The 24,202-nt window shown below is 74.5% G+C and carries 22 protein-coding genes; 11 read left to right on the plus strand and 11 right to left on the minus strand.

Annotated features, from left to right (window positions below):
- The first annotated feature begins 3 nt into the window (after positions 1-3).
- From OG199_RS42860 to OG199_RS42880, 5 genes are all read left to right on the plus strand, one after another.
- Positions 4-1,491 (plus strand): MFS transporter, encoded by a 1,488-nt coding sequence (locus tag OG199_RS42860; protein WP_401808801.1) that lies wholly within the window; start codon positions 4-6, stop codon positions 1,489-1,491.
- 42 nt (positions 1,492-1,533) lie between these two features.
- The gene (locus OG199_RS42865) at positions 1,534-2,103 is read left to right on the plus strand and encodes a cupin domain-containing protein (protein WP_356806410.1); all 570 of its coding nucleotides are present in this window, start codon (positions 1,534-1,536) and stop codon (positions 2,101-2,103) included.
- Between the two features lie 114 nt (positions 2,104-2,217).
- Positions 2,218-2,688: an ester cyclase gene (locus tag OG199_RS42870; protein WP_356806408.1), complete on the plus strand. Its 471-nt coding sequence runs from the start codon at positions 2,218-2,220 to the stop codon at positions 2,686-2,688.
- Between the two features lie 241 nt (positions 2,689-2,929).
- The gene (locus tag OG199_RS42875; protein WP_405827265.1) at positions 2,930-4,417 is read left to right on the plus strand and encodes a DHA2 family efflux MFS transporter permease subunit; all 1,488 of its coding nucleotides are present in this window, start codon (positions 2,930-2,932) and stop codon (positions 4,415-4,417) included.
- A gap of 136 nt (positions 4,418-4,553) precedes the next feature.
- On the plus strand, positions 4,554-5,180 hold the full coding sequence (locus tag OG199_RS42880; RefSeq protein WP_351726601.1) for a dTDP-4-dehydrorhamnose 3,5-epimerase: 627 nt from the start codon (positions 4,554-4,556) through the stop codon (positions 5,178-5,180).
- A gap of 586 nt (positions 5,181-5,766) precedes the next feature.
- Here the strand turns inward: OG199_RS42880 and rfbB are convergent.
- Both rfbB and OG199_RS42890 read right to left on the minus strand, forming a co-directional pair.
- Positions 5,767-6,759, minus strand: a complete 993-nt coding sequence (gene rfbB / locus OG199_RS42885) for a dTDP-glucose 4,6-dehydratase (protein WP_401808808.1) — start codon at positions 6,757-6,759, stop codon at positions 5,767-5,769.
- Positions 6,756-7,823: a glucose-1-phosphate thymidylyltransferase gene (locus OG199_RS42890; protein ID WP_405827262.1), complete on the minus strand. Its 1,068-nt coding sequence runs from the start codon at positions 7,821-7,823 to the stop codon at positions 6,756-6,758. The genes rfbB and OG199_RS42890 overlap by 4 nt, the downstream gene beginning before the upstream one ends.
- Positions 7,824-8,014: 191 nt before the next feature.
- Here OG199_RS42890 and OG199_RS42895 point away from each other — a divergent pair, with 191 nt between their 5' ends.
- Positions 8,015-8,434, plus strand: coding sequence for an ester cyclase (locus OG199_RS42895; protein ID WP_405827260.1), 420 nt, complete (start codon positions 8,015-8,017; stop codon positions 8,432-8,434).
- A 152-nt stretch (positions 8,435-8,586) separates the two neighbouring features.
- Here the strand turns inward: OG199_RS42895 and OG199_RS42900 are convergent, their stop codons facing one another.
- A complete protein-coding gene (locus OG199_RS42900; protein ID WP_405827258.1) occupies positions 8,587-9,555 on the minus strand; it encodes a Gfo/Idh/MocA family protein in 969 nt (322 codons plus the stop codon).
- Between the two features lie 17 nt (positions 9,556-9,572).
- Entirely contained in the window at positions 9,573-10,973 is a 1,401-nt protein-coding gene (locus tag OG199_RS42905) for an NDP-hexose 2,3-dehydratase family protein (RefSeq protein ID WP_405827256.1), read from the minus strand.
- 286 nt (positions 10,974-11,259) lie between these two features.
- Between OG199_RS42905 and OG199_RS42910 the strand changes: the two genes are divergently transcribed.
- The gene (locus OG199_RS42910) at positions 11,260-12,438 is read left to right on the plus strand and encodes a nucleotide disphospho-sugar-binding domain-containing protein (protein ID WP_356803241.1); all 1,179 of its coding nucleotides are present in this window, start codon (positions 11,260-11,262) and stop codon (positions 12,436-12,438) included.
- A gap of 349 nt (positions 12,439-12,787) precedes the next feature.
- Here the strand turns inward: OG199_RS42910 and OG199_RS42915 are convergent, their stop codons facing one another.
- Entirely contained in the window at positions 12,788-14,428 is a 1,641-nt protein-coding gene (locus tag OG199_RS42915) for a condensation domain-containing protein (protein ID WP_405827254.1), read from the minus strand.
- 184 nt (positions 14,429-14,612) lie between these two features.
- On the opposite strand from OG199_RS42915, the gene OG199_RS42920 reads away from it, so the two are divergent.
- Entirely contained in the window at positions 14,613-15,239 is a 627-nt protein-coding gene (locus OG199_RS42920) for a TetR/AcrR family transcriptional regulator (RefSeq protein WP_405827252.1), read from the plus strand.
- 172 nt (positions 15,240-15,411) lie between these two features.
- Here OG199_RS42920 and OG199_RS42925 read toward each other — a convergent pair whose 3' ends face one another.
- Positions 15,412-15,873, minus strand: a complete 462-nt coding sequence (locus OG199_RS42925; protein ID WP_266708779.1) for a DUF2871 domain-containing protein — start codon at positions 15,871-15,873, stop codon at positions 15,412-15,414.
- Between the two features lie 197 nt (positions 15,874-16,070).
- On the opposite strand from OG199_RS42925, the gene OG199_RS42930 reads away from it, so the two are divergent.
- Genes OG199_RS42930 through OG199_RS42940 form a run of 3 tightly spaced genes read left to right on the plus strand, consistent with a single transcriptional unit; the run spans position 16,071 to position 16,974 of the window.
- Complete coding sequence (locus tag OG199_RS42930) at positions 16,071-16,208, plus strand: hypothetical protein (RefSeq protein WP_168525281.1); 138 nt, start codon at positions 16,071-16,073, stop codon at positions 16,206-16,208.
- Positions 16,205-16,447, plus strand: a complete 243-nt coding sequence (locus OG199_RS42935) for a hypothetical protein (RefSeq protein WP_356803246.1) — start codon at positions 16,205-16,207, stop codon at positions 16,445-16,447. Before OG199_RS42930 ends, OG199_RS42935 begins: the two co-directional genes overlap by 4 nt.
- Complete coding sequence (locus OG199_RS42940; protein WP_405827249.1) at positions 16,441-16,974, plus strand: hypothetical protein; 534 nt, start codon at positions 16,441-16,443, stop codon at positions 16,972-16,974. The genes OG199_RS42935 and OG199_RS42940 overlap by 7 nt, the downstream gene beginning before the upstream one ends.
- A 75-nt stretch (positions 16,975-17,049) precedes the next feature.
- On the opposite strand, the gene rfbD is transcribed toward OG199_RS42940, so the two are convergent.
- From rfbD to gntD, 5 genes are all read right to left on the minus strand, one after another.
- Positions 17,050-17,928: a dTDP-4-dehydrorhamnose reductase gene (rfbD, locus tag OG199_RS42945; RefSeq protein ID WP_405827247.1), complete on the minus strand. Its 879-nt coding sequence runs from the start codon at positions 17,926-17,928 to the stop codon at positions 17,050-17,052.
- A 385-nt stretch (positions 17,929-18,313) separates the two neighbouring features.
- Positions 18,314-19,633: an MFS transporter gene (locus OG199_RS42950; protein WP_405827245.1), complete on the minus strand. Its 1,320-nt coding sequence runs from the start codon at positions 19,631-19,633 to the stop codon at positions 18,314-18,316.
- 10 nt (positions 19,634-19,643) lie between these two features.
- The gene (locus OG199_RS42955; protein WP_405827243.1) at positions 19,644-21,788 is read right to left on the minus strand and encodes a hypothetical protein; all 2,145 of its coding nucleotides are present in this window, start codon (positions 21,786-21,788) and stop codon (positions 19,644-19,646) included.
- A complete protein-coding gene (locus OG199_RS42960) occupies positions 21,785-23,017 on the minus strand; it encodes an ATP-dependent carboxylate-amine ligase (RefSeq protein ID WP_356803255.1) in 1,233 nt (410 codons plus the stop codon). Before OG199_RS42960 ends, OG199_RS42955 begins: the two co-directional genes overlap by 4 nt.
- Positions 23,018-23,083: 66 nt before the next feature.
- On the minus strand, positions 23,084-24,136 hold the full coding sequence (gene gntD, locus OG199_RS42965) for a guanitoxin biosynthesis L-enduracididine beta-hydroxylase GntD (RefSeq protein ID WP_405827241.1): 1,053 nt from the start codon (positions 24,134-24,136) through the stop codon (positions 23,084-23,086).
- Between the last annotated feature and the right edge of the window lie 66 nt (positions 24,137-24,202).

Raw genomic sequence — 24,202 nt, forward strand, 5'->3', positions numbered from 1 at the left:
GCCATGACCACCGACCACCCCGCCGCCGCCCGCACCAGGAACCGCACACCCGACGCCGACGGCGCCGCGGCCGACCCGCGCCGCTGGCGCCTGCTCGTCTTCGTCGCCCTCGCCCAGTTCATGGTGCTCCTGGACACCACCGTGGTGAACCTCGCCCTGCCCGCCATCCAGAGCGACCTCGGCGCCGGCCCCACCGCCATCGAATGGGTACTGACCTCCTACATCCTGTGCTTCGGCGGCCTCATGCTGCTCGGCGGCCGCACCGCCGACCGCTGGGGCAGGCGACGCACCTTCCTGCTCGGCGCGCTGCTGTTCACCGCCGCCTCCCTGCTGTGCGGCCTGTCCGGCGACGCCGGCCTGCTCATCGCCGCCCGCGCCCTGCAGGGCTGCGGCGCCGCCTTCCTCTCACCCGCCGCGATGTCCCTGGTCACCACCACCTTCCCGCGCGGACGCGAACGCACCACCGCCCTCGCCGTGTGGGCCGCCCTGGCCGGCCTCGGCGGCACCCTCGGCGTCATCGCCGGCGGCCTGATCACCGACAGCCTCAGCTGGCGCTGGATCTTCTACATCAACCTCCCCTTCGGCGCCGTCGCCGTCGCCGGCGTCCTGCTGCTCTCCCGCGGCCGCCCCGACACCGCCGTCCGCGGCTCCCGCCCCGACCTGGCCGGCGCCGCCACCGTCACCGCGGGCCTGGCCGCCCTCGTCTACGCCATCGTCAACATCCAGGACCACGGCGCCGGTTCACCGCCCTACGTCCTCGCCCCGGCCGCCGCCGCCCTCGTCCTGCTGGCCGCGTTCGTCCTCATCGAACGCCGCGCCGCCGACCCGCTGATGCCGCTGCACCTGTTCGCCACCCGCTCCCTGGCCACCGCCGGCCTCGGCCGCGTCCTGACCAGCGGCGTCCAGGCCTCCGTCCTCTTCCTGTGCAGCTACTACCTGCAACGCACCCTGGGCTACTCCACCCTCAAGTCCGGCTTCGCGTTCCTGCCCCTGGGCATCGTCGCCATCCTGGTCACCGCCCCCGCCACCCGCGTCATGCACCGCGCCGGCCCCCGCCCCGTCTACCTGGCCGGCGCCGCCGGCTCCCTGCTGGGCCTGCTCCTGCTCACCCAGGCCCCCGCCGACGGCGACTACCTGCGGCACCTGCTGCCCGCCCTGCTCATCCTGGGCGCCTCCATGCAGTGCTGCGGCATCCCCGTCAACGTGCACGGCGTCTCCGACATCCCGCCCCACCAGCAGGGCATCGCCTCCGGCGTCCTGGTCGCCGCCTTCCAGGTCGGCGCCTCACTGGGCGTCGCCACCGTCGCCACCAGCGCCCTGACCCGCACCACCAGCGAACTCACCGCCCGCACCGACCCCGCCCTGGCCTGGCTGGACGGCCTCCACCTGGGCTTCTGGATCGCCGCCGGCATCGGCGTCCTCAACCTCCTCACCGCCTACTTCGGACTGCCCCGCCACCGCACCACCCCCGCCGGCACCCGCACCGCCTGACCCACCCCGCCACCCCCCTCACCGGACGAGAAGAGGCACCCGATGGCCCGCCCCGGAGACACCCTCCGCCTCGGAAAAGACACCCTCACCTTCCTGACCACCGCCGCCGAGACCGACGGCGCCTACGTCGAGGTCGCCGTCGAATACGCGCCCGCCGTCATCAAACCGCCCCAGCACTACCACCCCCGCCAGACCGAACACATGCGCCTGGAAAGCGGCCGCCTGAGCCTCCAGCTCGACGGCACCCTCCACGAGTACGACCAGGGCGCCGACTTCCACATCCCCCCGGGCGCCGTCCACTCCATGTGGAACCCCGGCCCCGAAACCACCCGGGTCATCTGGCGCACTACCCCCGCCTACCAGACCGAAACCGTCTTCGAGACCCTGTGGGGACTGACCAACGAAGGCCGGCTGCGCCCCGACGGCACCCCCCGCCTGCAGATGCCCCTGCTCGCCCTCGCCTTCCGCGACGAGTACCGCGTCGTCACCGGCCGCCCCTTCCCCCTCGACATGGGCCTGTGCCTGCTGCTCGCCCCGCTCGGCCTGGCCTGCGGCTACCGCCCCACCTACCGCCCGCCCCAGGACACCGCCCGCCTGCAGCCCACCGCCTGACAACCCCCACCACCCGCCCCGGGCCCGGCGGTTCGAGCCGGAAACGAGGGCCGAGCGAGCGCGCCGCCCTAGCGTCGGCGGCAACCGAACAGGCCGATGCGTGGAGGAATGGTCATGGCCACCGAAGCACACGAGTTCACTCTGCCCGGCGCGGATCTCCCGCAGCCCGACGCCGAACTGCGCAAGAAGCGCGAGGCGGTCGTCCTGCAGCACACGGTCGCCGAGATCGCCTGGGACATCGACGGCGTGCTGGCCACCTTCCCGCGCGGCGGCGTCTACCGCATCCAGGCCTTCGAAGAGGGCCCGCTGATCGGCGAAGAAGCCATCAAGAAGGGCTACTTCGCCGACCTCAAGGCGGCCTTCCCCGACCTGGAGCACGACCTGCACCACGTGCACCACACCCCCACCGCGGTGATCCTGGAGGCCCAGGCCCGCGGCAAGCAGCACGCGGACTGGCGCGGCATACCCAACCGCGGCAAGTCCATCGACGCCCCCGTCGCCGTCTTCTTCCACTTCGACGGCGACGTCCTCGTCGACGAGACCCTCTACTTCGACATCGCCACCTTCCAGCGCCAGCTCGCCTGACCGGGCCCACCGCCGCCCGCACGCCGCGGCGCCCGCCTGCCGACACCGGTACGCGGGCCCCGCGGCGCCGCCGTGCCCGCACCCCGCACCGGCGCCCACCGGGGCTCGAGGAGGAGTCGAGTACGCGTCCGTAGCGTCGTCGGCGCCGGACCGGCCCGGTGGCGACGGGTGCGCCGGCGCAGGCCGGACAGGTCACGGCGAAGAGCATCTCGCACTGACCAGCCTCCAGAAAGGATGCTCGATGAGCACCGTCAACCCCCCATCCCCGGGCGGTGAAACCAAGAGGGTGGTCTTCTGGGCCATTCTCACCACCAGCCTCGCCTCGTTCATGGCGGGACTGGACAACCTCGTCATCATCACGGCGCTGCCCACCATCCGGGAGAAACTCGGCGGCAGCCTCACCGACCTGGAATGGACGGTCAACGCCTACACCCTGTCCTTCGCGGTCCTGATGATGTTCGGCGCCGCCCTCGGCGACCGCTTCGGCCGCCGCAAGGTCTTCAGCCTGGGCCTGCTGCTGTTCACCGCCGCCTCCGCGGCCGCGGCCCTCGCGCCCGGCATCAACGAACTCGTCGCCGCCCGCGCCGTCCAGGGCATCGGCGCGGCCATCATCATGCCGCTGTCGGTGACCCTGCTGACCGCCGCCGTGCCCGCCGAGAAACGCGGCGCGGCCCTGGGCATCTGGGGCGCCGTCAACGGACTGTCCATCGCCGCCGGCCCGCTGGTGGGCGGCGCCATCGTCGAGCACCTGTCCTGGCAGTGGATCTTCTGGCTGAACGTGCCGATCGGCCTGGCCCTGGCCCCGCTGTCCTTCCGCAAGCTCGCCGAGAGCCGTATCGCCCACTCCCGCCTCGACGCCGTCGGCACCGCCCTGGCCAGCCTCGGCCTGTTCGGCATCGTCCTCGGCCTCATCAAGGGCCACGGAGACGGCTGGACGTCCCCGCAGGTCCTGGGCGCACTGATCGGCGGCACCGCCGTGATGGCCCTGTTCGTCGTCTGGGAGAACCGCACCGAACACCCGATGGTGCCGATGCGCATGTTCCGCAACCGCGCCTTCACCGCGATCAACCTGGCCGGCGCCCTGATGTCGGTCGGCATGTTCGGCGCGATCTTCCTGATGACCCAGTTCCTGCAGAACATCCAGGGCTACACCGCCATGCAGGCCGGCGTCCGCCTGCTGGCCTGGACCGCCATGCCGATGGTCGTCGCCCCCATCGGCGGCATGGTCTCCGACCGCATCGGCGGCAAACCCGTGGTCACCCTCGGCCTCGCCATGATGACCGCCGGCATGGTCTATTGGGCCTTCGTCCTCGAACCGGACGTCTCCTACGCCGCCCAGCTGCCCTCCCTGATGATCTGCGGCGCCGGCATGGCCCTGTTCTACGCCCCGCTGATGAACCTCACCATGGGCTCGGTCGCCGAACACGAACAGGGCATCGCCTCCGGCGTCACCGCCGCCACCCGCGAGGTCGGCGCCGCCCTCGGCGTCGCCCTGCTCGCCTCCATCTTCAGCGCCAACGGCGGCTACGCCTCACCCCGCAACTTCGTCGACGGCCTCGTCCCCGCCATGTGGGTCGGCGCCGTCGCGGTGGCCCTGGCGACCTTCTCCATGCTGCTCGCCCCCTCCCGCCGCCCCGCCGCCGCGCCCACCCGCGCCCCGGCCGCGCAGCCCGCCCCGGCCGGGCAGCACACACCGGCGGGGGAGAGCACCCCCGCCCCGCTGCACTGACCCGCACACCCACCCGGGGTCCGCGGCGCCGACGGCCGCGGACCCCGCACCCCTCACCACCCACGCACCGGTGCATCGGCGGCTCGTCAGCCACGACCGGACGATCCCACGACCCGACGACCCGAACCGAGGAAGCATGGCCATTGAGGAGATGAAGGTCCGCGACGCCTTCCGGATCACGCCGTCGCAACTGCCGGACAACCGGGGCCGGTTCTTCGAGGCCTGGCGCCTGGGTGAGCTGACCGGAAGCAGCGGCCAGCCGTTCACCGTCCGCCAGGTCAACTTCTCGGTCTCCCACCGCAACACCCTGCGCGGCATCCACGGCACCACCCTGCCGCCCGGCCAGGCGAAACTGGTGACCTGCGTCCGCGGCGCCGCCCTGGACGTGGTGGTCGACCTGCGCGTCGGCTCCCCGACGTTCGGCATGTTCGACACCACCCTGCAGGAGGCCGGCTCCGGCATCGGCGTCTACCTCGCCGACGGCCTCGGCCACGCCTTCCTGGCCCTGACCGACGACACCTGCATGAACTACCTGTGCTCCGAGGAGTACGTCCCCGGCACCATGGTCGACATCCAGGCCCTCGACCCGGCCATCGGCATCCCCTGGCCCACCACCACCTCCCTGATCCGCTCCGAGAAGGACGCCGCCGCCCCGAGCCTGTCCGAGGCCGTCGCACGCGGCCTGCTGCCCACCTACGAGGAGGCACTCACCTCCTACGGCCCCTCCTGGCAGCTCCCGCACCCCCAGCACCTCGGCCGCTGAACGCCCCCGGCGGCCCGGCGGCAGCACCGCGCCCGGCACCACGGTGACCGCCTGGGCAGGGCACCCGGGACACCGGACACCGCACCCGGCCCCGGCCACCGCGCGGGCCATCACCACACCGGCCCCCGCCGCGCCGGTCATCACCCCGCCGGGCCCCGCCGCGCCGCGCCGGACTCCGGCCGTTGCCGTCATCACCCCGCCGGTCCCCACCGCGCGGGGCTCCGGCCGTACCGGCTCCGCCCGGGCGTCCCGGCCGCCCTCCGGCGAGGCCCCCTCCGTCCTCCGGTGAAGCCTCCTCCTCCTCCTCCGTCCGGCCGCGGCGCCCGGTGCGCCCCGTGCCGTCGCGGAGCGCCCCACCGCCCACCGGGAGTTCCTCGCGAGGCCGCCGGCGTCGTCGCGGTCGCCCGGGTGCGGCGCGCTCGGCGGAGCAGACGGCCCCGAGGTGCGCGACCCTCCCTTTCGCCACCGCCCGCGGCGCGCCCCGTGCCGTCGTCCGCGGGCGGCCCGGCACACCGGTGCCCCGAAGACCCGTACAGGTCTCCGGGGCACCGTTAGGGAGCGTGCGGGCCGCCGGGGGCTCACCCGCTCACAGGGCGGCCCTGTGCTTGAGCGGTTCCCACCAGGAACGGTTGTCGCGGTACCAGGCGAAGGTCTCCGCCAGGCCCTGGGTGAAGTCCTTGCGGGGCCGGTAGCCCAGCTCGCGGGAGATCTTGCCGCAGTCGACCGAGTAGCGCAGGTCGTGGCCGAGCCGGTCGGGCACGTGCTCGACGCTGTCCCAGCCCGCTCCGGCCAGGTCCAGCAGCAGCGTGGTCAGTTCCTTGTTGCTCAGCTCGGTGCCGCCGCCGATGTTGTAGACCTCGCCCGGCCGGCCGCCGGTGCGCACCAGTTCCAGGCCCCGCACATGGTCGTCGATGTGCAGCCAGTCCCGTACGTTCAGTCCCTCCCCGTAGAGCGGGACGCGGTGTCCGTCGAGGAGGTTGGTGACGAACAGCGGGATGACCTTCTCGGGGAAGTGGTGGTGGCCGTAGTTGTTGGAGCAGCGCGTCACCCGTACGTCCAGGCCGTGGGTGCGGTGGTAGGACAGGGCCACCAGGTCGGAGGAGGCCTTGGAGGCGGCGTAGGGGGAGTTGGGCCGCAGCGGGTCGCTCTCCGGCCAGGATCCCTCGGCGAGGGAACCGTAGACCTCGTCGGTGGACACGTGCAGGAAGCGGGCGGGGTGGCCGGGCCGGCGCAGCGCCGCGTCGAGCAGGGTCTGGGTGCCCAGCACGTTGGTGGTGATGAACTCGGCGGCGCCGAGGATGGAGCGGTCGACGTGGGACTCGGCGGCGAAGTGCACGATCTGCTCGTGTCCGGCGACCAGTTCGGCCACCAGGCGGGTGTCGCAGATGTCGCCGTGCACGAAGCGGAAGCCGGGGTGGTGGCGGACCGGGTCGAGGTTGGCGGGGTTGCCCGCGTAGGTGAGCTTGTCGAGGACGGTGACGTGGACGTCGCCGGGGCCGGCCGGGCCGAGCAGGGTGCGCACGTAGTGCGAGCCGATGAACCCCGCGCCGCCGGTGACGAGGATGCGTGTGGTGGTCATGAGGATATCTGCACCTTGCTGTGGTCGCCGAGGATGAGCCGGTGGGCGGCGGGGATCCGCGGGGCGGGGGTCACCTCCACGTTGCGTCCGATGATGGAGGCCTCCACACGGCGGGCGCCGTGCACCGAGGAGCCGTCCAGGACGATGGAGAACTCGATCTCGCTGTCGGTGATGCGGCAGTCGGCGGCGATGGAGGTGAACGGGCCGACGTAGGAGCCGGTGATCACGCTGCCGGCGCCGATGACGGCCGGGCCCACGATGCGTGAGCCGGTGACGCGGGCGCCCTCGTCGATCCGCACCCGGCCGATGATCTCGCTGGTGTCGTCGACGTCGCCCTCGATGCGGGGTTCGGCGTGTTCCAGGACGGACCGGTTGACCTCGAGCATGTCGCCGACGTTGCCGGTGTCCTTCCAGTACCCGGAGATCGTGGTGGAGCGGACGTCGCGGTCCTGGTCGATCAGCCACTGCAGGGCGTGGGTGATCTCCAGTTCGCCGCGCCAGGACGGCTTGATGGCGCGGACGGCCTCGTGCACGGCGTCGGTGAACAGGTAGACGCCGACCAGCGCGAGGTCGCTCTTGGGGTGCTCCGGTTTCTCCTCCAGGCCCACGATCCGTCCGCCGGGGCCGAATTCGGCGACCCCGAACTGCTGCGGGTCGGAGACCTGGGTGAGCAGGATCTGGGCGGCGGGCCGCTGCGCGCGGAAGGCGTCGACCAGGTCGGAGATGCCGCCCACGATGAAGTTGTCGCCGAGGTACATGACGAAGTCGTCGTCGGCGAGGAACTCGCGGGCGATGAGGACGGCGTGGGCCAGTCCCAGGGGAGCGGACTGGGGGATGTAGGTGACGGCGAGGCCGAACTTGGAGCCGTCGCCGACGGCTTGCATGATCTCGTCGGCGGTGTCCCCGACGATGATGCCGACCTCGGTGATGCCCGCGTCCGCGATCGCTTCCAGGCCGTAGAAGAGAACCGGCTTGTTGGCCACGGGCACCAGCTGCTTGGCGGATGTGTGGGTGAGGGGGCGCAGGCGGGTTCCGGCCCCGCCGGAGAGTACGAGAGCCTTCATGGCTTCGACGCTAGGAGCGGGCACTTGAGCCGGGATCGGGGATGGGCCGCGCCCACAGGCGCCCTCCAGAGCGGCTCCAGAGGCGGTGGGGATCCTCGGTGGGCGGCGGCCGGTGGCGAGCTTCGCGGGGGGACCCGCGGGGCCCCTTCGCCCGCCCGTCCAGTGACGCGAGCCCAGAGAGGCACACAGACATGGCAGACAACCACCGTGAACTCGTCCAGCGCTTCGTCGACATGATCAACAGTCATGACGTGAGCACCATGAGCGCGCACACCGCGCCCGGGCACATCGACCACAACCCGGTCGTCGAGGACGGCATCGAGGCCAACACGGCGTTCTGGGAGCAGATCTTCGCCGCGTTCCCCGACGTCAAGGTCGTCACCCACGATGTGGTCGTGGAGGGGGACCGGATCGCCGGCCGCTTCGAGTACTCCGGCACCCACCGGGGCACCTTCTTCGGGGTCGAGGCCACCGGGCGTCCGCTCAGCTTCCAGTCGATCGACTTCTGGCGGGTCGAGGACGGCCTGCTGGCCGAGCACTGGGACCAGCTGGACATGGCCGGCCTCTTCCGTCAGCTCGGCGTCGACATCCACGTCGGCCAGGACGCGTAACCGCGCCCCCGGCGGGTGGCGGGCGGCCCGGCGTGCACGCGGTGCGCGCCGGGCCGCCCGCATACCCCCGACCCCATCCCGCCCCCGGCTTCCGTCGCGGCGACGGCCGCCGGTCAGGTGGCGGCCGGCCGGGGGGGCGGGGGAGGGGTCGGTCAGGGGGCGGGCGGCCGGGTGGCGGCGGCCTGTTCCACCTCGTCCACGAGCCGGGCGTGGGCCAGGACGGCCTCGGTGTGCGGGGTGAAGTCCTCGCCGTCGAGGACGGCGCGGGCGAAGACGCCCGCGATGTTGGTGAAGTGGGCGTCCGGCGCGAGGCGGATCTCCTCGACGGCGCCGCCGCGTTCGACGTGCAGCACCGGGACGTGCTCGTCGGGGGTGCTGAAGGCGCGGTCCAGCCGCAGCCGCCCCTGGCTGCCCCACAGGTCGTAACCGCTGCGGTAGGCGTGCTCGACACCGTAGGCGAGCTGGGCCGCCGCCCCGGACGGGGCCGTCAGCAGCGCGCCGCCCGCGGGAGCGGGCCCGTGCGGGCCGGCCGGGCGCACATGGGCGCCGGCCACCCGCAGGCCGGGGCCGAGGAAGAGCTGCGCGGCGCGCAGCGGGTAGGCGGCGACCTCGGGCAGGGTGCTGGCGCGCCGCAGGGCGCCGTCGCCGTCGCGGCGCAGCGGGATGCCGAACTCGGAGCCGAACAGCTGCAGTTCGCCGATCAGCCCGTCGTCGAGGAGCCGGCGGACGCGGGCGTGCTGGGAGTGGTGCAGGAACATGAAACTCTCCATCAGCAGCAGGCCGCGCTCGCGGGCGAGAGCGACCGCCTTGTCCGCGTCGGCCTGCCGCAGCGCGAACGGCTTCTCGCACAGCACGTGCTTGCCGGCCGCCAGCGCCCGCAGCGTCCACTCCGTGTGCAGCTCGGGCGGCAGCGGCACGTACACCGCGTCCACGTCCTCGCGCTCCAGCAGCCGCGCGTAGCCGGCCACCGGCGTGCCGCCGAACCGGTCGGTGAACGTCCGCGCCCTGGCGAGGCTGCGGCTGGCCACGGCGCTCACCCGGATGAGCGGCTGGCGGGCCATCGAGGGCAGCATGCGCCGTCCGGCGATGTCCGCGCAGCCCAGCACGCCGACGCGCAGCACGGGTCCTCCCGGCGCGCTCACCGGGCGTACGCCCCGCCGCGCGCCCAGGCCGCGCGCAGCCCGGTCAGCAGCGTACGGGCCTCGATGTTCAGGTAGTTGCTGTGCCGCAGCAGCGCGGACATCTGGTCCACCGTCACCCACAGGAAGTCCTCGGGCACGTCGACGGGGAAGTCGCCGCCCACCTCCATCAGGACGTAGCGGTTGCCCGCGTGGTGGAAGCGCCCGCCCTCCTCGGACTGCACGGTGTCGTACAGCAGTGAGCCGGCCTCGGCCCGCAGGACCAGGTCCAGGAACCGCGGCCGGCGCGGTGCGGGCAGCGTCAGCGCGCGGCCCGGCTGGCACTGCACGGTGGGGCCGAGCTCCGCCACGTCCAGCACGCCCGCCTCGGAGCGGGCGTGCGCCAGCAGGTGCGGCACGCCGCCGATGCGGCGCACCAGGAACGCGGACAGGCCCTGTTCGGCCGGCGCGAGCAGCGGCTGGGTCCAGCGGGTGACCTCGCGGTTGGCGGCGGCCACGGACGCGGCGATGACGGTGAAGTGGTGGCCGCTGTCGTGGGAGATCCCGTCCTCGGTGCGCCGCCAGTGCCGTACGGCCGACAGCGGCATGCTGGTCTGCACCAGCTCCCGGTGCGCCTTGATCTCGGTGAGCCGGTTGAGGAGGTGCTCCATGGAGTGCAGCGGGGGTCCCTCGTCGGCGAAGGACGGGATCAGCGACAGCACGGTACGGGCGTCCATGTTGACCACGTTCGACTCGTGCAGCAGCTGGTGGATCTGGCCGAGCGTCAGCCACACGAAGTCCTCGTGCTCGGGGACGTGGCCGAGCGCCTCCACCACCATGTTCCGGTTGCGCTTGCGCAGGAACCAGGAGCCCTGTTCGGACTGGAGGGAGTCGAACAGCACCCGTGAGGCGGTCCGCGGCGGCGCGAAGTACTCGATGTGGTTCACGGGGGCGCCCCGGTGCACCCCGGTGTAGTTGCTGCGGGTGGCCTGCACAGTGGGGGACAGCTGGACGGTCTCGATGTTGCCGGGTTCCATCTTGGCCTGCATCAGGCAGTGCAGGACGCCGTCGAACTCCTTGACGACGATGCCCAGGATGCCGATCTCCGGCTGGTTGATGATCGGCTGCGACCAGGACGCGGCGTGCCCGTTCCACTCGGTGCGCACGTGCAGGCCCTCGACGGAGAAGAACCGGCCGCTGTCGTGCACCAGGTTCCCGGTGGCGCCCTGGAAGCGCCAGCCGACCAGCTCGCGGAAGGGGATGCGCCGCACCTCGTAGCGGTTGGTGCGGCGCTGCTCGGCGAACCACTCACGGAAGACCGGATTGGGTGTCACCGGGCTGTCCAGGGTCTGGGCCGACAGCGTGAAGCGCCGCCCGAGGCCGGTGAGGGCGCCCGGGGGCACCGCTTGGGTGATGGTCATAAAACATGACTCCTTCGCCGTGTCCCGCGCGCCCAGGGCCAGGCCGCCGCCCACGACCATCCGGCAGGGCGATCGGCCGTTGCTGGAGGGCGCCTCGAAACGCCCCGCACGCCCGCTCGAGGCATCCCCCGGCACCCGGCCCGGGGGAGGGGCGGAGAGGGCCGCCCACGTGGGACGGCCCGCTCGGAGCAGCCGCCCCTCCCGCCGCCCCTTCCCGGTTTCTTTCAATGCTAGATTTATTGTCACTGCTAGACAAAGGGGTGAGGCGTCCCTACGCTGAGGCGGTATGAGAATCCTCTTTGCCAGCGCGGGCAACTTCGGGCACGTCTATCCCCTGCTTCCCTTGGCGAAGGCCGCGCGCGCCGCGGGCCACGAGGTGGTGTTCGCCACCGGCGAGCAGCTCCACCCGGCCCTGCGGGCCGCCGGCCTGGAGCCGGTGGCGGCGGGCCGCTCGGTCCCCGAGGCGTTCATGGAAGCAGTGCGCGGTAGTGCCTCCCTCGAGCACGACGGCGCCGACCTGGGCGCCCAGGACGTGCCGCCGGAGGTGCTGGCGGACCTGCATGTGAAGGTGTTCGGTTCGGTGCTGCCCCGCTGGGTGGCCGCCGACCTCGCGCCCGTCCTCGCCGACCGGCGCCCCGACCTCGTCGTCTACGAGGCGATGAACCCGGGCGCCGCCTTCGCCGCACGGCTGGCGGGTGTGCCCGCCGTCGCGCACGGCGTCGGGGTGATGGCGATGGGCCCCGAAGAGGCCCGGATCCAGGAGGAGTTGCTGGCCACCGCGGCCGACCTCGGGGTGAGCGTGCCCTACGGCCGGCTGCTGGCGCTCGCCGCCACGTACATCGACATCTGCCCGCCGTCGCTGCAGGACGCCGGCTTCCTGGCCGCCCCGCTGCCCCGCATCGAACAGCGCCCCGTCGCCTACGGCGAGCCGGGTGAACTGCCCGCGGGCATCCGCGACGCGGACGGCCCGTTCGTCTACCTGACCCTGGGCACCGCACTGGGCTCGGTGGACGTGCTGCGCACGGTCATCGACGGGCTGCTGCCGCTCCAGGTGCCGGTCCTGGTGGCGACCGGACCCGTGGTGGCCGTCGCCGACCTGGGTGAACTGCCCGAGCGCGTGGTGGCGGTGGAGTGGGTGGCCCAGCCCGAGGCACTGAAGCGGGCGGCGCTGGTGGTGCAGCACGGCGGCGCGGGCACCACCCTGGCCGCACTGGCGGCCGCCCTGCCCCAGCTGATCCTGCCGCAGGGCGCCGACGGCCCCGCCAACGGCACCGCCGTGCGCGACGCGGGCGCCGGCGAGGTGATCCTCGCCGGTGACCTGTCGGCCGACGCGGTCACCGAACAGGCCCGCCGCATCCTGGGCGACGAGAGCTACCGGGACGCGGCCCGCAAGGTCGCCGCCGAGATCGCCGCGATGCCCGACCCCGCCGAAACCGCGGCCCGCCTCCCGCAGTTCACCGCCTGACCGGCCCGACCCGCCCGGCCTGTTCGGTCTGTTCGCCTCCGGGTGCCGATCCGCCGGCCGCCCGGTCCCCGGCTCCGGTGCGCGCGTGCACTCCCCCGGTACGCGCGCACCGGATGCCCCCGTCCGCCGTGGGGCACCCTCGCCTCCCTGCCGTACGACGCCGGTGCGCGCCTGCGTCCCCCGCGTCTCCTGCCCGGCCGCACGCCACGACCTCCCGCCGTGCGGTGAAGGCGCCCGCCCGGCAGTCCGCAAACCGCAGTCCGCAACCCGCAGTCCGCAACCCGCAGTCCGCAAGCCGGAGTTCGGGGCCCGCGAGCCGGAGTGGGGGAGTGCGGAAGAGGTGGGCGGGTCAGGGCAGGGGGAGGGCGAGAGGGCGGCCGGCGGGCGTCTCGTCGCGCGCGGCCGGGGTGTCCGGCAGGTCCTCGACCGGTGTGTGCGGGGGTGAGGTCACCAGTGCCGTCAGGGCGGCGCGCAGCGCGCGGGCGAGCTGTGCGGCCTGCGCACGGGTGAGCTGTGCGGAGGCGAACTCCAGGCTCAGCAGGGGGTGTTCGCGCCAGCGCAGCACCGTCAGGGCGGCGTCCGCGGTGACGGCGCCCGGGTGCCCGTGATGGAAGCGCGCGCTCAGCCCGCCCGCCCGCATGCTCTCGGGCAGCAGCTCGTCGCGGGCCGCGAACGTCACCTGCGTCAGGGCGGCGCGGAAGCGGTCTACGGGCACCCCCGCGGCGCGCGCCGTATCGGCGTCGTCGACATCCGCGTACTGGAGGGCCTCGCTGAACGCGCAGGCGATGCCGCGCAGGAAGTAGTCGACGCCGCCCGCCAGTTCGCAGGCCACCGGCACCGTCGCGGAGCAGGGCACGACGGTGCGCAGCAGCTCCGCGGTGGGCCGGCGCGGCATCTCGGTGCCCACCAGCAGCCGTTCGCGGCCCGCGCGCCGGCCCACCGCCAGTGCCCAGGCCGCCAGCAGCACCGTGCCGTGCGGCACACCGGCCCGCCGGGCCGTCGCGTCGGCCGCGTCCCGCAGCCGCGTGCCGAGGCCGAACAGCAGCTGCTCGCCGCGGTAGTCGAAGGCGGCCGCCGGCCGCGCCGCGGGCGCCAGGTCCAGGCCGCCTGCCAGGGAGCGCAGTTGCTCGGCGCGTTCGGCCGGCAGCACCCGGGCCGGGCCGGGCCGGGCGGCCGGCCGGGTGCGGTGCGGCGCGTCCGGGCCGGGGCGGGGCGTGTGGTCCAGCGGGCGGCGGCGGACGGCGCGGTCGTAGTCGGCGAGCAGTTCCTGCCACAGCAGGGCGGCCGACCGGCTGTCCGCCACGGCGTCGTGGTGGACGAACGACAGCAGCTGCGCACCGGCCGCCAGCGGCGTCAGCGCGAAGACCAGCGGCGGCAGGCCGGGCCGGCCCACCAGCCGCCCCGCCCGCACCGCCAGCCGCGCGTGCGCCGCCGCCACCAGGTCCTCGCCCGGACCCGCGGCCAGCGGCTCCAGCATGACCAGCGGCGGGGGACAGACGGCGAGCACCCGCCGCACAGGGCCGCGCGGGGTGGTGGCGAAAGCGGTCCGCAGGCCCTCGTGCCGCGCACCCAGCGCGGCCAGCGCACGGCGCAGCGCGCCCGCGTCCAGCGGGCCGGACAGCTCGGCGCTGACGATCCGGGCCACCGCACCGGCACCGGCGACCCGCTCGGCGGCGAGCGCCGCCGACTGCCCCGGCAGCAGCGCCCGTACGCCCCCGCCGCCCGCGGCCGGCCCCGGCGCCCGCACCGGCGCCGGACGCGCCCGGGCCAGTACGTCCGCGAGGGGGGCGGGCCCCAGCAGCTGCGCCAGGTCCACGGCCAGGCCCAACTGCTGCTCGGCGCGCGCCTGGAGCCGTACGGCCTGCCCGAGGCCGCCGCCCAGCGTGATGAAGGGGGACCCCGCCGCCGCGGCCGGCAGGACGCGCCGGTCGCAGCCGATGACGTCCGCGGCCAGGTCGAGCAGCTCCTCCAGGGGAGTCGGCGTCAGCATGGGCGGGCCCTCTCTGTGGGCAGTCGTGCCCCGATGCTGGCGCCCGCGCCTCGAAGGCCGCTCGAACGCGGCCGCACGACGGCACCCGCCCCGCCGCACGACAGGACGGCAACCCCCCGAATTTCAAAGGCAGAAAGCCTATCACTGACAGCTCGATTATCGCTGAAAGTGCTAAAGTCGGTCCATGACGCTCCGAGAACGACGCCTGCGCGAGCAGGCCCAGCGCCACCGCCTGATCCTCACCACGGCCCGCGAGATGGCCGAGGCCGAAGGCTGGGACCACGTCACCACGCGGCGTCTCGCGGACCGTATCGAATACAGCCAGCCCGTGCTGTACCAGCACTTCAAGAACAAGGACGCCATCGTCCACGCGGTCGCCCTGGAGGGCTTCGCCGAACTCGCCGCCGCCCTGCGCGCCGCCCGCCTGGGCAAGGCGGAGCCGCGCGGCGCACTGGACGCGGTGGCCCGCGCCTACGTCGACTTCGCCGAACGCGGGCCGGTCCTCTACCAGGCCATGCTCACCCTCGACCCGGGAGGCGACGACGCCCCCGACGACGCCCCCGACGACACTCCGCGGGGCACGTCCGGGGAGACGCCGGCGCCGCTCGCGGACGTCCTCGCCGAGATCGGCCTCGCCGTCGCGCCCCTCGCGGCCGGCCGCGACGGCGCACTGCTGGCCGAGGTCCTGTGGAGCGCCTGGCACGGCCTGGCCGTCCTCACCGGGGGCCGCCGTCTGCGTCCCGGCCTCACCGGCCGGCGGCTGGCCGCGCTGACCGAGGTCCTGCTCGGCCCCGCGGCCCAGCCCGCCTGACGAATCGACGGCGAACCGGCCCACGGGGCCGCACGCGCGCGGCCTCGGACACCCCGTGGCTCCAAGGCTCGGTGCTCCAAGGCGTGGTGGCTCCAGGGCGTGGTGGCTCCAGGGCCGGTGGCCCGGGGGCATGCCGGCCGGTCCGCAGGCGGTGCGGTGGGGGCCCGGTGGTTCAGACCGGGGTCCTGGCCGTCTCGGCCTGCTGCTCCGGCTCGGCGGGTCCGGTCCCGGCGGGCTCGTTCAGGCGCTTGCCGATCAGCACGAACAGCAGGATGAGCCCGACCGTGAGCAGGGTGTGCCCCAGACCCGCGGTGAGCGGTACCGCCTCGGGCACATGGTCGCCGAGCACGGTCTCGGTGCCGTGCACGAACATCATGGCGACGGTGATCGCGATGCCCGCGTTGTAGAACCAGAAGAAGTACGTGAACAGTTTCGTCCCGGACAGCGCGAACTGCTTGTCCAGGGCGAGGACGATGAGGAAGCCCATCATGCCCAGCGCGAGCAGGTGGGTGTGCATGAGCGCCAGCTGGGTTTCACCGTCGAAATCTTTGGCTTTGGTGAACTCCCGGTAATACAGCCCGGAGATCACTCCCAGGATCATGTAGACGTGTGCCGCGTAATACGACTTCCGCATCCCCGTGCCCGCTCCCTGCTGGTCATTGCTGGTCAATTCAGGCCTTCACGGGGGCCATTGAAGCACTCCGGCGTGAACCCTTCGCCCGTTTCCCAAGATCGTTCGAGCCGGCCTCCAGCGGGCCTCGAGGGCCTCTGTGAAGTTCCGGGCCACGCTGGGGCGTCGAGGTTCGTCCCCGCACAACGAGAGGCATCCGCATGAGGCACTCCCGTACGGTCGCGGCCGTCGCCGCGGTCACCGGACTGGTCCTGGCCGCCGCGGGCGCGGCGAGCGCCCAGGTCACGCCCGGACCCGTCACCCCGCCGTCGCCCCGGGACACGGAGGAGGCGGTATGAAGCACCCCCGCAGTGTCACGGGCGTCGCGGCGGCCGTCGCGGCCACCGGACTCGTCCTGGCCGCCGCCGGCGCGGCACCCGCGCAGACACCGGCCGGGCCGGAGCGCATCACCTCACGGGCGCAGCTGGCCCGCAGCATCGCCGGGGCCGTGGCCCGGGAACAGGCCGCCGTGAGCGTGCCGTTGTCCCCGGCGGCCCGGGGCATGAGCGTCGACGTCTCCTCCGTACTGCCGTGCTGACGCGCGACCCCGCGCGCCCGGACGCGGCCGCCGCCGGCCGGGAGCCAGCGCGCCCGGCCGGCGCCGGGGCCGGCACCCCTGCGAGCTGGTGCCCCAGCGGTGCGGCGCACGCGCCGGAGTCGCTGGTCCTGGGCGTGCGCTCCGGCCTCGACGGACAGGTGACGTACCTCGCCGAGGCGGTCCCGGCCGCCGCGGTGCTCGACCAGATCCCCGCGGACATCGAACCGCGCCGGATCCTGCGGTTCGCCTCGCACTGCGTCGCCGACTGCGCCAACCGCCGGGGCGGTGACTGCACCCTGGTGGAGCGGATGGTGGCGGCCTACCCGGTGCCGGCGGGCGGCACCGTGCCGCGCTGCCATCTGCGGGCCGGCTGCCAGTGGTGGGCACAGGCCGGGGTCGACGCCTGCCGGCGCTGCCCGGCACTGGCCACCCGCCACCCCGCGGACGACGAACTGGCCACCCTGGTCGCCGACCCGGACGTCACCCCCGAACAGCTCGCCGCCTGGACCGCCGCCCGCCAGGACTGAACACCCGTCCGCCGCGCCCTCGTTCGCCGCGCCCTGGTTCGCCGGGCCTTGCGCCGCGCCCCCGGCCGGCCCGGCTCAGGAGGGGACGTCGCAGGTGGTGAGGGCGGTGAAGGCGGGCCGGCGCAGTGCCTCGGCGAGCGACGTGCGCCAGTGGGGGAGAGCGGGCAGCCCCGCCGTGGCCCAGCGGGCGTGGCCCAGGACGCTGAACGCGGGCCGGCGCGCCGGGCGGGCGAAGGCCGCCGAGGTGGTCGGGCGCACCCGGTCGGGATCCAGCCCACTGAGTTCGTACGCGGCCCGGGCCAGGCCGTACCAGGTGGTGCGGCCGGCGGCGGTGGCGTGGTAGACGCCCGGCGGGGCGCCGCCGGCCCGGCCGAGCGCGACCAGCAGCCCGGCCAGGTCGTAGGACCAGGTGGGCTGTCCGTGCTGGTCGTCGACGACGTCGACGGTGTCCCTGCGGGCGGCGAGACCGAGGACGGTGGCGACGAAGTTCTGCCCGTGTTCGCCGTACAGCCAGGCGGTGCGCACGATGTAGCCGGTGTCGGGCAGGAGTTCGGTGACCGCCCGTTCGCCCGCCAGTTTGCCGCGGCCGTAGGCGTTGACCGGGCCGGTCGGGGCCGACTCGGGGTAGGGCTCGGTGCCGTCTCCGGGCAGCACATAGTCGCTGGAGACGTGCAGCAGCCGGGCGCCGGTGCGGCGGCAGGCGAGGGCCAGGTGACGTACGCCCGTCCCGTTGACGGCGGTCGCGGCGGCCTCGGCCCTCTCGGCGCCGTCGACGTCCGTCCAGGCGGCGCAGTTGACCACCACGTCGTGGCCGGCGACCGCGGCCCGCACGGCCCGCGGGTCGGTGATGTCGAGGCCGGCCCGGTCGAGCGCGGTGACCTGTCCGCCGGCCAGCCGCGCCCGCACCTCGCGGCCCAGCGCCCCGCCGCTCCCGGTGACCAGCCAGCGCGTCATCGACCGCTCCTCGCGTGGAAGGCCCGGCCACCGGGCCGGGGAGGAAACACACACGTCCCGCGCCCAGGGCGTGCGGCGGCACGGCGCACCGCCCCCGCGTCCGGCGCGCGCCGCCCGCACGGGCCGACCCGCACGTCCCGCATGTTCGGCCCGTCCCGCACGTCCCGCACGTCCCGCACGTTTCGCATGTTCGGCCGCGTTCCCGGGCCCGCGTCGGGCACCGCCGCACGGCCCACACCTTCCCGCACCCGGCCCGCCGGCACACCGGCGGCCACGACTTCCCGCACCGCACACCCGCGACGTCCGGACACGGGCCGTGCGGCGGCCCGCGCGGGCCAGGCGGACCAACGGGCCCGGCGGCCCAACGGGCCAGGAGGCCAACGGGCTAGGCGGACCGGGCGGGTTGGGCGGACTGGGCGGACTGGGGGGACTGGTCGGGCCCGGCGGAGTGCGCCACAACCGGGGCGGCGGTCAGCGAGCGCACCTGGGCGCTGCACAGCGCCGCCGCGGTCGCGCACACCACCAGCGCGGCCCCGCCCAGCAGCGCGCCGCTCGTCCCGGTGTGCGCGGCGATCGGACCCGCGGCCATCTCGCCCACCGGCAGGGCCACGAACGAGCCCAGCGCGTCGTAGGAGTACACGCGCGCCAGCCGGTCGGCGGGAACGTTCTCCTGCAGCGACACGTCCCAGGCCACTCCGAACTGTTCCAGCGCGATGCCGTTGGCGAACATCGCCGCGCCCAGCAGCAGCGCCCCGCCGCCCTGGGCCAGCACCACCAGCGGCAGCGCCTCCACCGCCACCGCCGCCACGCCCACCAGCAGGATCCGCCGGGCCTGGGAGCGGGCGGCGAGGACACCGCCCAGCAGCGCCCCGGCCATCTGCGCGGCCAGCACCGCGCCCCACACACCGCGCCCGAACGTGGCATCGGCGACGGCCGGTCCCAGCACCTGGATGCCGCCCGCGACGACGGCGTTGACCACCATGAACTGCCCCACCACGATCCACACCCAGCGGCGCGCGGTGAACTCCCGCCAGCCCGCCCGCAGTTCCCGCAGCGGATGCGTGCGGCCGGGCGGGGGGCCGGGCGTGTCGGCGGGCGCGGTGCGCACTCCCAGGAAGCACCAGGCCGCCGCGCCGAACGCCGCCGCGCTGCAGGCCAGTCCCCAGCCGGCCCCGCATCCGGCCGCGACCGCGCCGCCCAGCGACACACCGGCGATCATGCCGAGGTTGGTGCCCATCCGCATCAGCGCACCGGCCGGGCGGATCAGGCCGGCCGGCACCGTCTGCGGGGTCAGGGCGGCGGAGGCGGGCAGCGACAGTGCGGCCAGCGCGCCGTTGAGGACGCTGAGCGCGGTCAGCAGGGGAAGCGAGGTGAGACCCAGCAGGACGCTCAGCGCGATCGCCGTCTGCGCTCCGCACGCGGCCAGCGCGGAACCCCGTACGACCAGGGTGCGCCGTATCCGGTCGGCGACGACCCCGCCGGCCAGCAGCAGCGCCACGTTGGCCACCGAGCGTGCCCCGACGACCAGGCCCAGGGCGGTGGTCGAGCCGGAGGCGTCGAGGACGGCGAAGGCCAGGACCACGGGGGCCATCGCGTTGGCGCAGTACACCAGCGCCCGTCCGGCGGCCAGCCGGCGGAACGAGCGGTGGCCGAGCGGACCGCGCAGACGCGGGGCGTGCCCGGGCGCGGCGGTGGCGGGGTTCATGGCGGGCTCCCTACGGACGGGGCAGGACGGTGAAGTGCACCCGGGAGACGCTCATGCCCAGGTCCTGTACGGCGAAGGGGCAGAAGTAGTAGGCCTGCGGGGCGGCTCGGGGGGCCAGGTCGAGGGTGAACTCGGCGTGGGCGCGCTGTCCGGCGACCGCCTCGACGCGGCGCAGCACGGGGCCCACCCGGGCGTCGAGGTAGAGCGGCAGCACGATGCCCAGATTGAGGGTGCCGTCGCGGGGTGCCACCGCCTCCACCACCACGTGCAGGGTGCCGCCCGCGGCGGCCTCGGCGGGTGCCTTCACGTGCAGTTCGACGGCGCCGGTGTGGGCGTTGGCGACGTCGCCGCAGCGCGCGCACACCGTCTGGACGGTGTCGGCGATCGCCGGTACCCGGCCGTGGCGGCGGTAGGAGCGCAGCGGCCGGCCGCAGGCGCACGGGGTGTCGAGCGCGACGGGCGCTGCGGCGGTGCTGCGCTCGCCGAAGTAGGTGGGGAAGGCGAGGGCGGGGTCGTCGTGGTGCTTGGCGAAGCGGTGGGCCAGTGCGAGGTCGAGGGACTTGGTCTCGGCGGCGATCGCGGCCAGTGCCGGGCCGGCGTCCGGTGCGGACCGGGCCACGGTGCGCACCGCGTCGCGCAGCACGGTGTCCGCCAGCGCCCGCAGCCGGGGGCGCAGGGGGTAGTCGGGGCCCAGCAGCCCGCTGTCGAGCAGGCCCGACAGGCGGGCGCCGAGCCGGTGCAGCGGCGGGTACGGGGCAGCCGGGCCTTCCTCCCCGCTCCCGGTCCCGTCCGCGTGCGTGTCCGCGTGCGTGTCCGCGTGCGTGTCCACGGCCCCGTCCCGGGCGCCGCCCGCCGTGTCCGCCGAGACCGCCGGGTCCGGGCCGGAGGGTTCCGCGAACCCGGAAGAGCCGGTGGAGCCGGTGGAGTTGAGGGGGCTGGGGGAATCGGAGGGTCCGAAGGCGTCGGTGCCGGCGGGGGAGTGGGGGTGGGGGTGGGACGGTTCGAGGCCGGAGGACTGCAGGCCGGCCTGGACGAACGCGGGGTAGGGGTTGATGTCGCGCAGTTGCCGGTTCATGGCGAGGGCCGCGCTGCCGGCGGCCGTGGTGGCGGTGAGCCAGGCCAGGTTCTCGGGGCGCTGTCCGTCGCAGGCGGTGAGGGTGGCGACGACGGTCTGCGCGGGCCCGTCGAGCGCGTTGAGGAGGATGAGGTATTTCGGGTCGTACATCGCGTGGCCGGCGAGGGCGCCGCTGAAGCAGTTGGCCAGTACCAGTTCGGCGGCCCGGATGCCGCGGGCGGGGATGAGTTTGTCCTGCGGTTTGGTGCAGCCCAGGCCGTAGGCGCAGCGGGGACCGGGCCCTGCGGGTGCGGCCGCGGCGGGGCTCGCTCCGCACAGGGTGAACTGGCCGAGGTTGAGCTGGTCGTCCTTGCCGTTGCCGTGGAAGAGGACCCGCCGCCACACCCGGCCCAGCGCGATCTGCTGGACGTCGAGGCGGTGGACGTCGCCGGCGCCGAGCCATACGTCGGCCTGCGGTGCGGGGGCGGCGGTGTCGAGTTCGGACAGGACACCCACCGGGGCGTTCGCGGTGACGCGGGCGTACTGCTTGGCCGCCATCCAGCTGAGGCTGTGCACGTCGCGGCCGGTCAGCAGGGACAGGGGGCGCCCGGTGGCGTGGGCGGCGTCGAGGGTGTGCTGCACGGCGTCGGCGCGCAGGTGGGCGTATGTGCCGACCAGCAGCACGGATCCGGTGTCCGGCAGGTCGTGGGGGTCGTCCACCCAGTGGCGGGCCAGCGGGCGGATCAGCGCGTTCAGCGCGGCGGGCAGCGGGCCGCCGGCCACGACGCCGGTGTCGCAGGGTTCGGGGGTGCGCAGGCCGCTGTAGACCTCTTCGGCCAGGGCGATGCCGTCCAGCAGGTCCGTGCGGGGGCCGGTGAACACCGGCAGGGGGCCCCGGCCGCCGGCCACGGCCCGCGTGTAGTCGCCGAGCGAGGTGTACGGGGCGAACAGCGGCGGCCGCCCGGTACCGGGGCCGGTGTCCGCGGTGGCCGAAGTCCTTGTGGCGGCCGGGGTGTTCGCGGGGCTCGTGACGGCGGGGGTGTTCACGGCGGCTGAAGTGCTCATGACGGCCGGGGCGGTGGGGGTGCTCACGGCGTTCACGGGTGGTCCACCTTCAGCTCGAAGTGGTCGAGGACGGCGTGCATGCGCTGTTCGACCTCGTCGGCGGTGGCGCCCTCGACGTGGACGTAGCCGGTGGAGGCGTGGGAGGCGCGGGGCGGGTCGAGGACGTCGCCGGGGGCGGCGTCCAGGTGGGCGCCGATCACGCCGGGCAGCCGCAGCAGTTCCTCCTCGGAGCTGATGTGGACGACGCGGCCGGGCCGGGTGGGCAGGAGCAGGTCGCCGACGGCCCGGTCGCGGGTGTAGACGGGGTGCGGGACCCGGTCGAGGTAGGTGTCGAGGATGACGTGCAGGAAGTCGAAGCCGTAGGCGAGGGAGTGGTTCACGGGGACTTCGCAGCCGCTGAGGCGGGCGGCGACCTCGCTCATGCGGAAGGAGCCGTCGTCGGTGAGGAAGAACTCGCCGTGCAGGTAGCCGAAGGGCAGGTCCAGGCCGTCGGTGAGCCGCTGGGCCAGGGCCCGCGCGTCGACGGGAAGGTGTTCGCCGGGCGCGTAGGTGATGTTGGCGTTGATCGCGCCGTCGAGGACCTCCAGGATCGGGCGGGGGTTCTTCGACAGGTAGGCGTCCACGACCCGGCCGCGGGCGACGACGGCGCACAGCTGGAACTCGCGGCCGCGGACGAACTCTTCGGCCATCCAGTCCAGGCCGGGGTCGAGCGGCGGGATCGCGGCGAGGGCGGCGGGGGAGTCGACGCGGTAGGTGTGCAGGCAGGAGTCGGAGTCGACGGGCTTGAGGACGACCGGCCAGCCGTGGGTGTCGCCGAACGCGGCGACGTCGTCGAGGCTGTGCACGGCGCGGTAGGCGGCGTGCGGGATGCCGAGCTCGGCGTAGCGGTCCTTCATGGTCTTCTTGTTGCGCACCCAGGCGACCTGCCGGGGCGTCAGGTGCGGCAGGTCGACGAGGGCGGCGAAGCGCTGGGCGCGCTCCTGCAGCGCCTCGTTGGGGTTGCAGAAGAACCGCGGCCGGGGCAGGCCCCGGGTGCCCTTCATCCAGCGCAGGTAGCGGGCGGCCTCCTCGTGCAGGGGGGCGGCGGTGCGCAGGGTGAACGTGGGCAGGTGCGCGGTGCGCCGGAGGTAGTCCTCGCTCAGCGGCACGGAGTCGAAGCGCAGCAGGACGACGTCCACGTCGTCGCGGGCCAGGACGCTGTCGGTGAAGGTGGCCCGGCGGCTTTCGACGAGCAGGACGGCGGGACGGGAGGGCGTGCTGGGCATGGCGGTCTCCAGAGGTCGGGCGGGCCGGCGGGGCGGGCGGGGGGCGGGGCCGTGCGGGCGGGGGTGTCAGCCGATGACCCGGGTGGCGCCGTCGAGGCGGCCGGGCCGGGTGCGCCGCAGGTCGCGGACGAGGTTGACGCGTTTGAGCCAGCGGTCGGATCCGTCGAAGCCGGCGCTGAAGGGGCGCCGTCCGTGCACCACGTTGCGGTTGTCGAGGAAGCAGACGGCGCCGGTGGGCACCAGCACGTCGGTGAGGTTGGCGTCCAGGTGCGCCACCAGCCAGGCCAGGGCCCGTTCGGCCTCCCGGTCGCCGGGCAGCGCGGTGAAGAAGTCCCGGTCGATGCGGAGCACCGGCAGGTCGCGGTGGCCCGACAGGACGGCGACCGGCTCGGCCGGGGGAGTGTCGGCGGCGAACTCGTGGGAGGTGTCGGGCAGGGCGGCGAACCGGGGCCGGGCCAGCACCTCGCGCACGTCCGCGGGCACCTGGCGCACGTCGACGTGGGCCACGGTGGTGGGCACCCGGCCCGGGTTGCGGAGCGCGAACAGGCCCACCCAGTCCGCCCGGTGGGGGGAGAAGGCGTCCTCGGTGTGCCAGGCCAGTTCCAGTTCGCTGGAGGCGGAGACGAGGCTGTGTTCGTAGCCCTTGCTGGGCAGAACGTCGGTCACCAGCCGGCCGGCCTGCTGGGTGGCCCAGCCGGTGATGTCGCCGAGCAGCGCCGCGTACAGCACCAGCAGGCAGCCGTGGACCTGGCTCGCCTCGGTGTCGGCCGCGCTCCAGTGGCCGGGGGTGGGCCCCAGGGCCGCCTGGTCGACGAGGTGGCCGCGGACCAGGGTGGCGTGGGTGTTCTCGTCGCGGCGGGCGGAGTTGAGGTGGCGGCGCACCGCGAGCGGCAGTTCGTGGGCGATCACCGGGGCCTCGTCGACGAACCGGGGGTCGTCGGCGGCCTTGAACGTCCGCGCGCAGGACGCGGCCAGGGCGTGCGCCGCGCGGGCCTCGCGGGCGGTCAGGTCGAGCACGTGGTGGCGGGGGTCGCCGGCCGGCTCCGGGGCGGGCAGGGGCCCCGCGGCGGCGGCCGGGCGGGCGGAACTCGTGGGGCGGGCGGGGGCGATGACGGTCATGGCGGGTCCCTTACGGCTACAGGAGAGGGTGCGGGTGCGGGTGCGAATGCCGGTGCGGTGGGCGCC

The sequence above is a fragment of the Streptomyces sp. NBC_01176 genome (assembly GCF_045039825.1).
Lineage (GTDB): Bacteria > Actinomycetota > Actinomycetes > Streptomycetales > Streptomycetaceae > Streptomyces.

Coding starts and splice junctions, on each gene's coding strand:
- OG199_RS42935 (WP_356803246.1), top strand. CDS start 16,205: ATGAAGCACCCCCGCAGTGTCACGGGCGTCGCGGCGGCCGTCGCGGCC.
- OG199_RS42860 (WP_401808801.1), top strand. CDS start 4: ATGACCACCGACCACCCCGCCGCCGCCCGCACCAGGAACCGCACACCC.
- OG199_RS42865 (WP_356806410.1), top strand. CDS start 1,534: ATGGCCCGCCCCGGAGACACCCTCCGCCTCGGAAAAGACACCCTCACC.
- OG199_RS42960 (WP_356803255.1), bottom strand. CDS start 23,017: ATGCCCAGCACGCCCTCCCGTCCCGCCGTCCTGCTCGTCGAAAGCCGC.
- OG199_RS42920 (WP_405827252.1), top strand. CDS start 14,613: ATGACGCTCCGAGAACGACGCCTGCGCGAGCAGGCCCAGCGCCACCGC.
- OG199_RS42880 (WP_351726601.1), top strand. CDS start 4,554: ATGGCCATTGAGGAGATGAAGGTCCGCGACGCCTTCCGGATCACGCCG.
- OG199_RS42925 (WP_266708779.1), bottom strand. CDS start 15,873: ATGCGGAAGTCGTATTACGCGGCACACGTCTACATGATCCTGGGAGTG.
- OG199_RS42950 (WP_405827245.1), bottom strand. CDS start 19,633: ATGAACCCCGCCACCGCCGCGCCCGGGCACGCCCCGCGTCTGCGCGGT.
- OG199_RS42910 (WP_356803241.1), top strand. CDS start 11,260: ATGAGAATCCTCTTTGCCAGCGCGGGCAACTTCGGGCACGTCTATCCC.
- OG199_RS42930 (WP_168525281.1), top strand. CDS start 16,071: ATGAGGCACTCCCGTACGGTCGCGGCCGTCGCCGCGGTCACCGGACTG.
- OG199_RS42895 (WP_405827260.1), top strand. CDS start 8,015: ATGGCAGACAACCACCGTGAACTCGTCCAGCGCTTCGTCGACATGATC.
- rfbD (WP_405827247.1), bottom strand. CDS start 17,928: ATGACGCGCTGGCTGGTCACCGGGAGCGGCGGGGCGCTGGGCCGCGAG.
- OG199_RS42870 (WP_356806408.1), top strand. CDS start 2,218: ATGGCCACCGAAGCACACGAGTTCACTCTGCCCGGCGCGGATCTCCCG.
- gntD (WP_405827241.1), bottom strand. CDS start 24,136: ATGACCGTCATCGCCCCCGCCCGCCCCACGAGTTCCGCCCGCCCGGCC.
- OG199_RS42915 (WP_405827254.1), bottom strand. CDS start 14,428: ATGCTGACGCCGACTCCCCTGGAGGAGCTGCTCGACCTGGCCGCGGAC.
- OG199_RS42905 (WP_405827256.1), bottom strand. CDS start 10,973: ATGACCATCACCCAAGCGGTGCCCCCGGGCGCCCTCACCGGCCTCGGG.
- OG199_RS42875 (WP_405827265.1), top strand. CDS start 2,930: ATGAGCACCGTCAACCCCCCATCCCCGGGCGGTGAAACCAAGAGGGTG.
- rfbB (WP_401808808.1), bottom strand. CDS start 6,759: ATGACCACCACACGCATCCTCGTCACCGGCGGCGCGGGGTTCATCGGC.
- OG199_RS42890 (WP_405827262.1), bottom strand. CDS start 7,823: ATGAAGGCTCTCGTACTCTCCGGCGGGGCCGGAACCCGCCTGCGCCCC.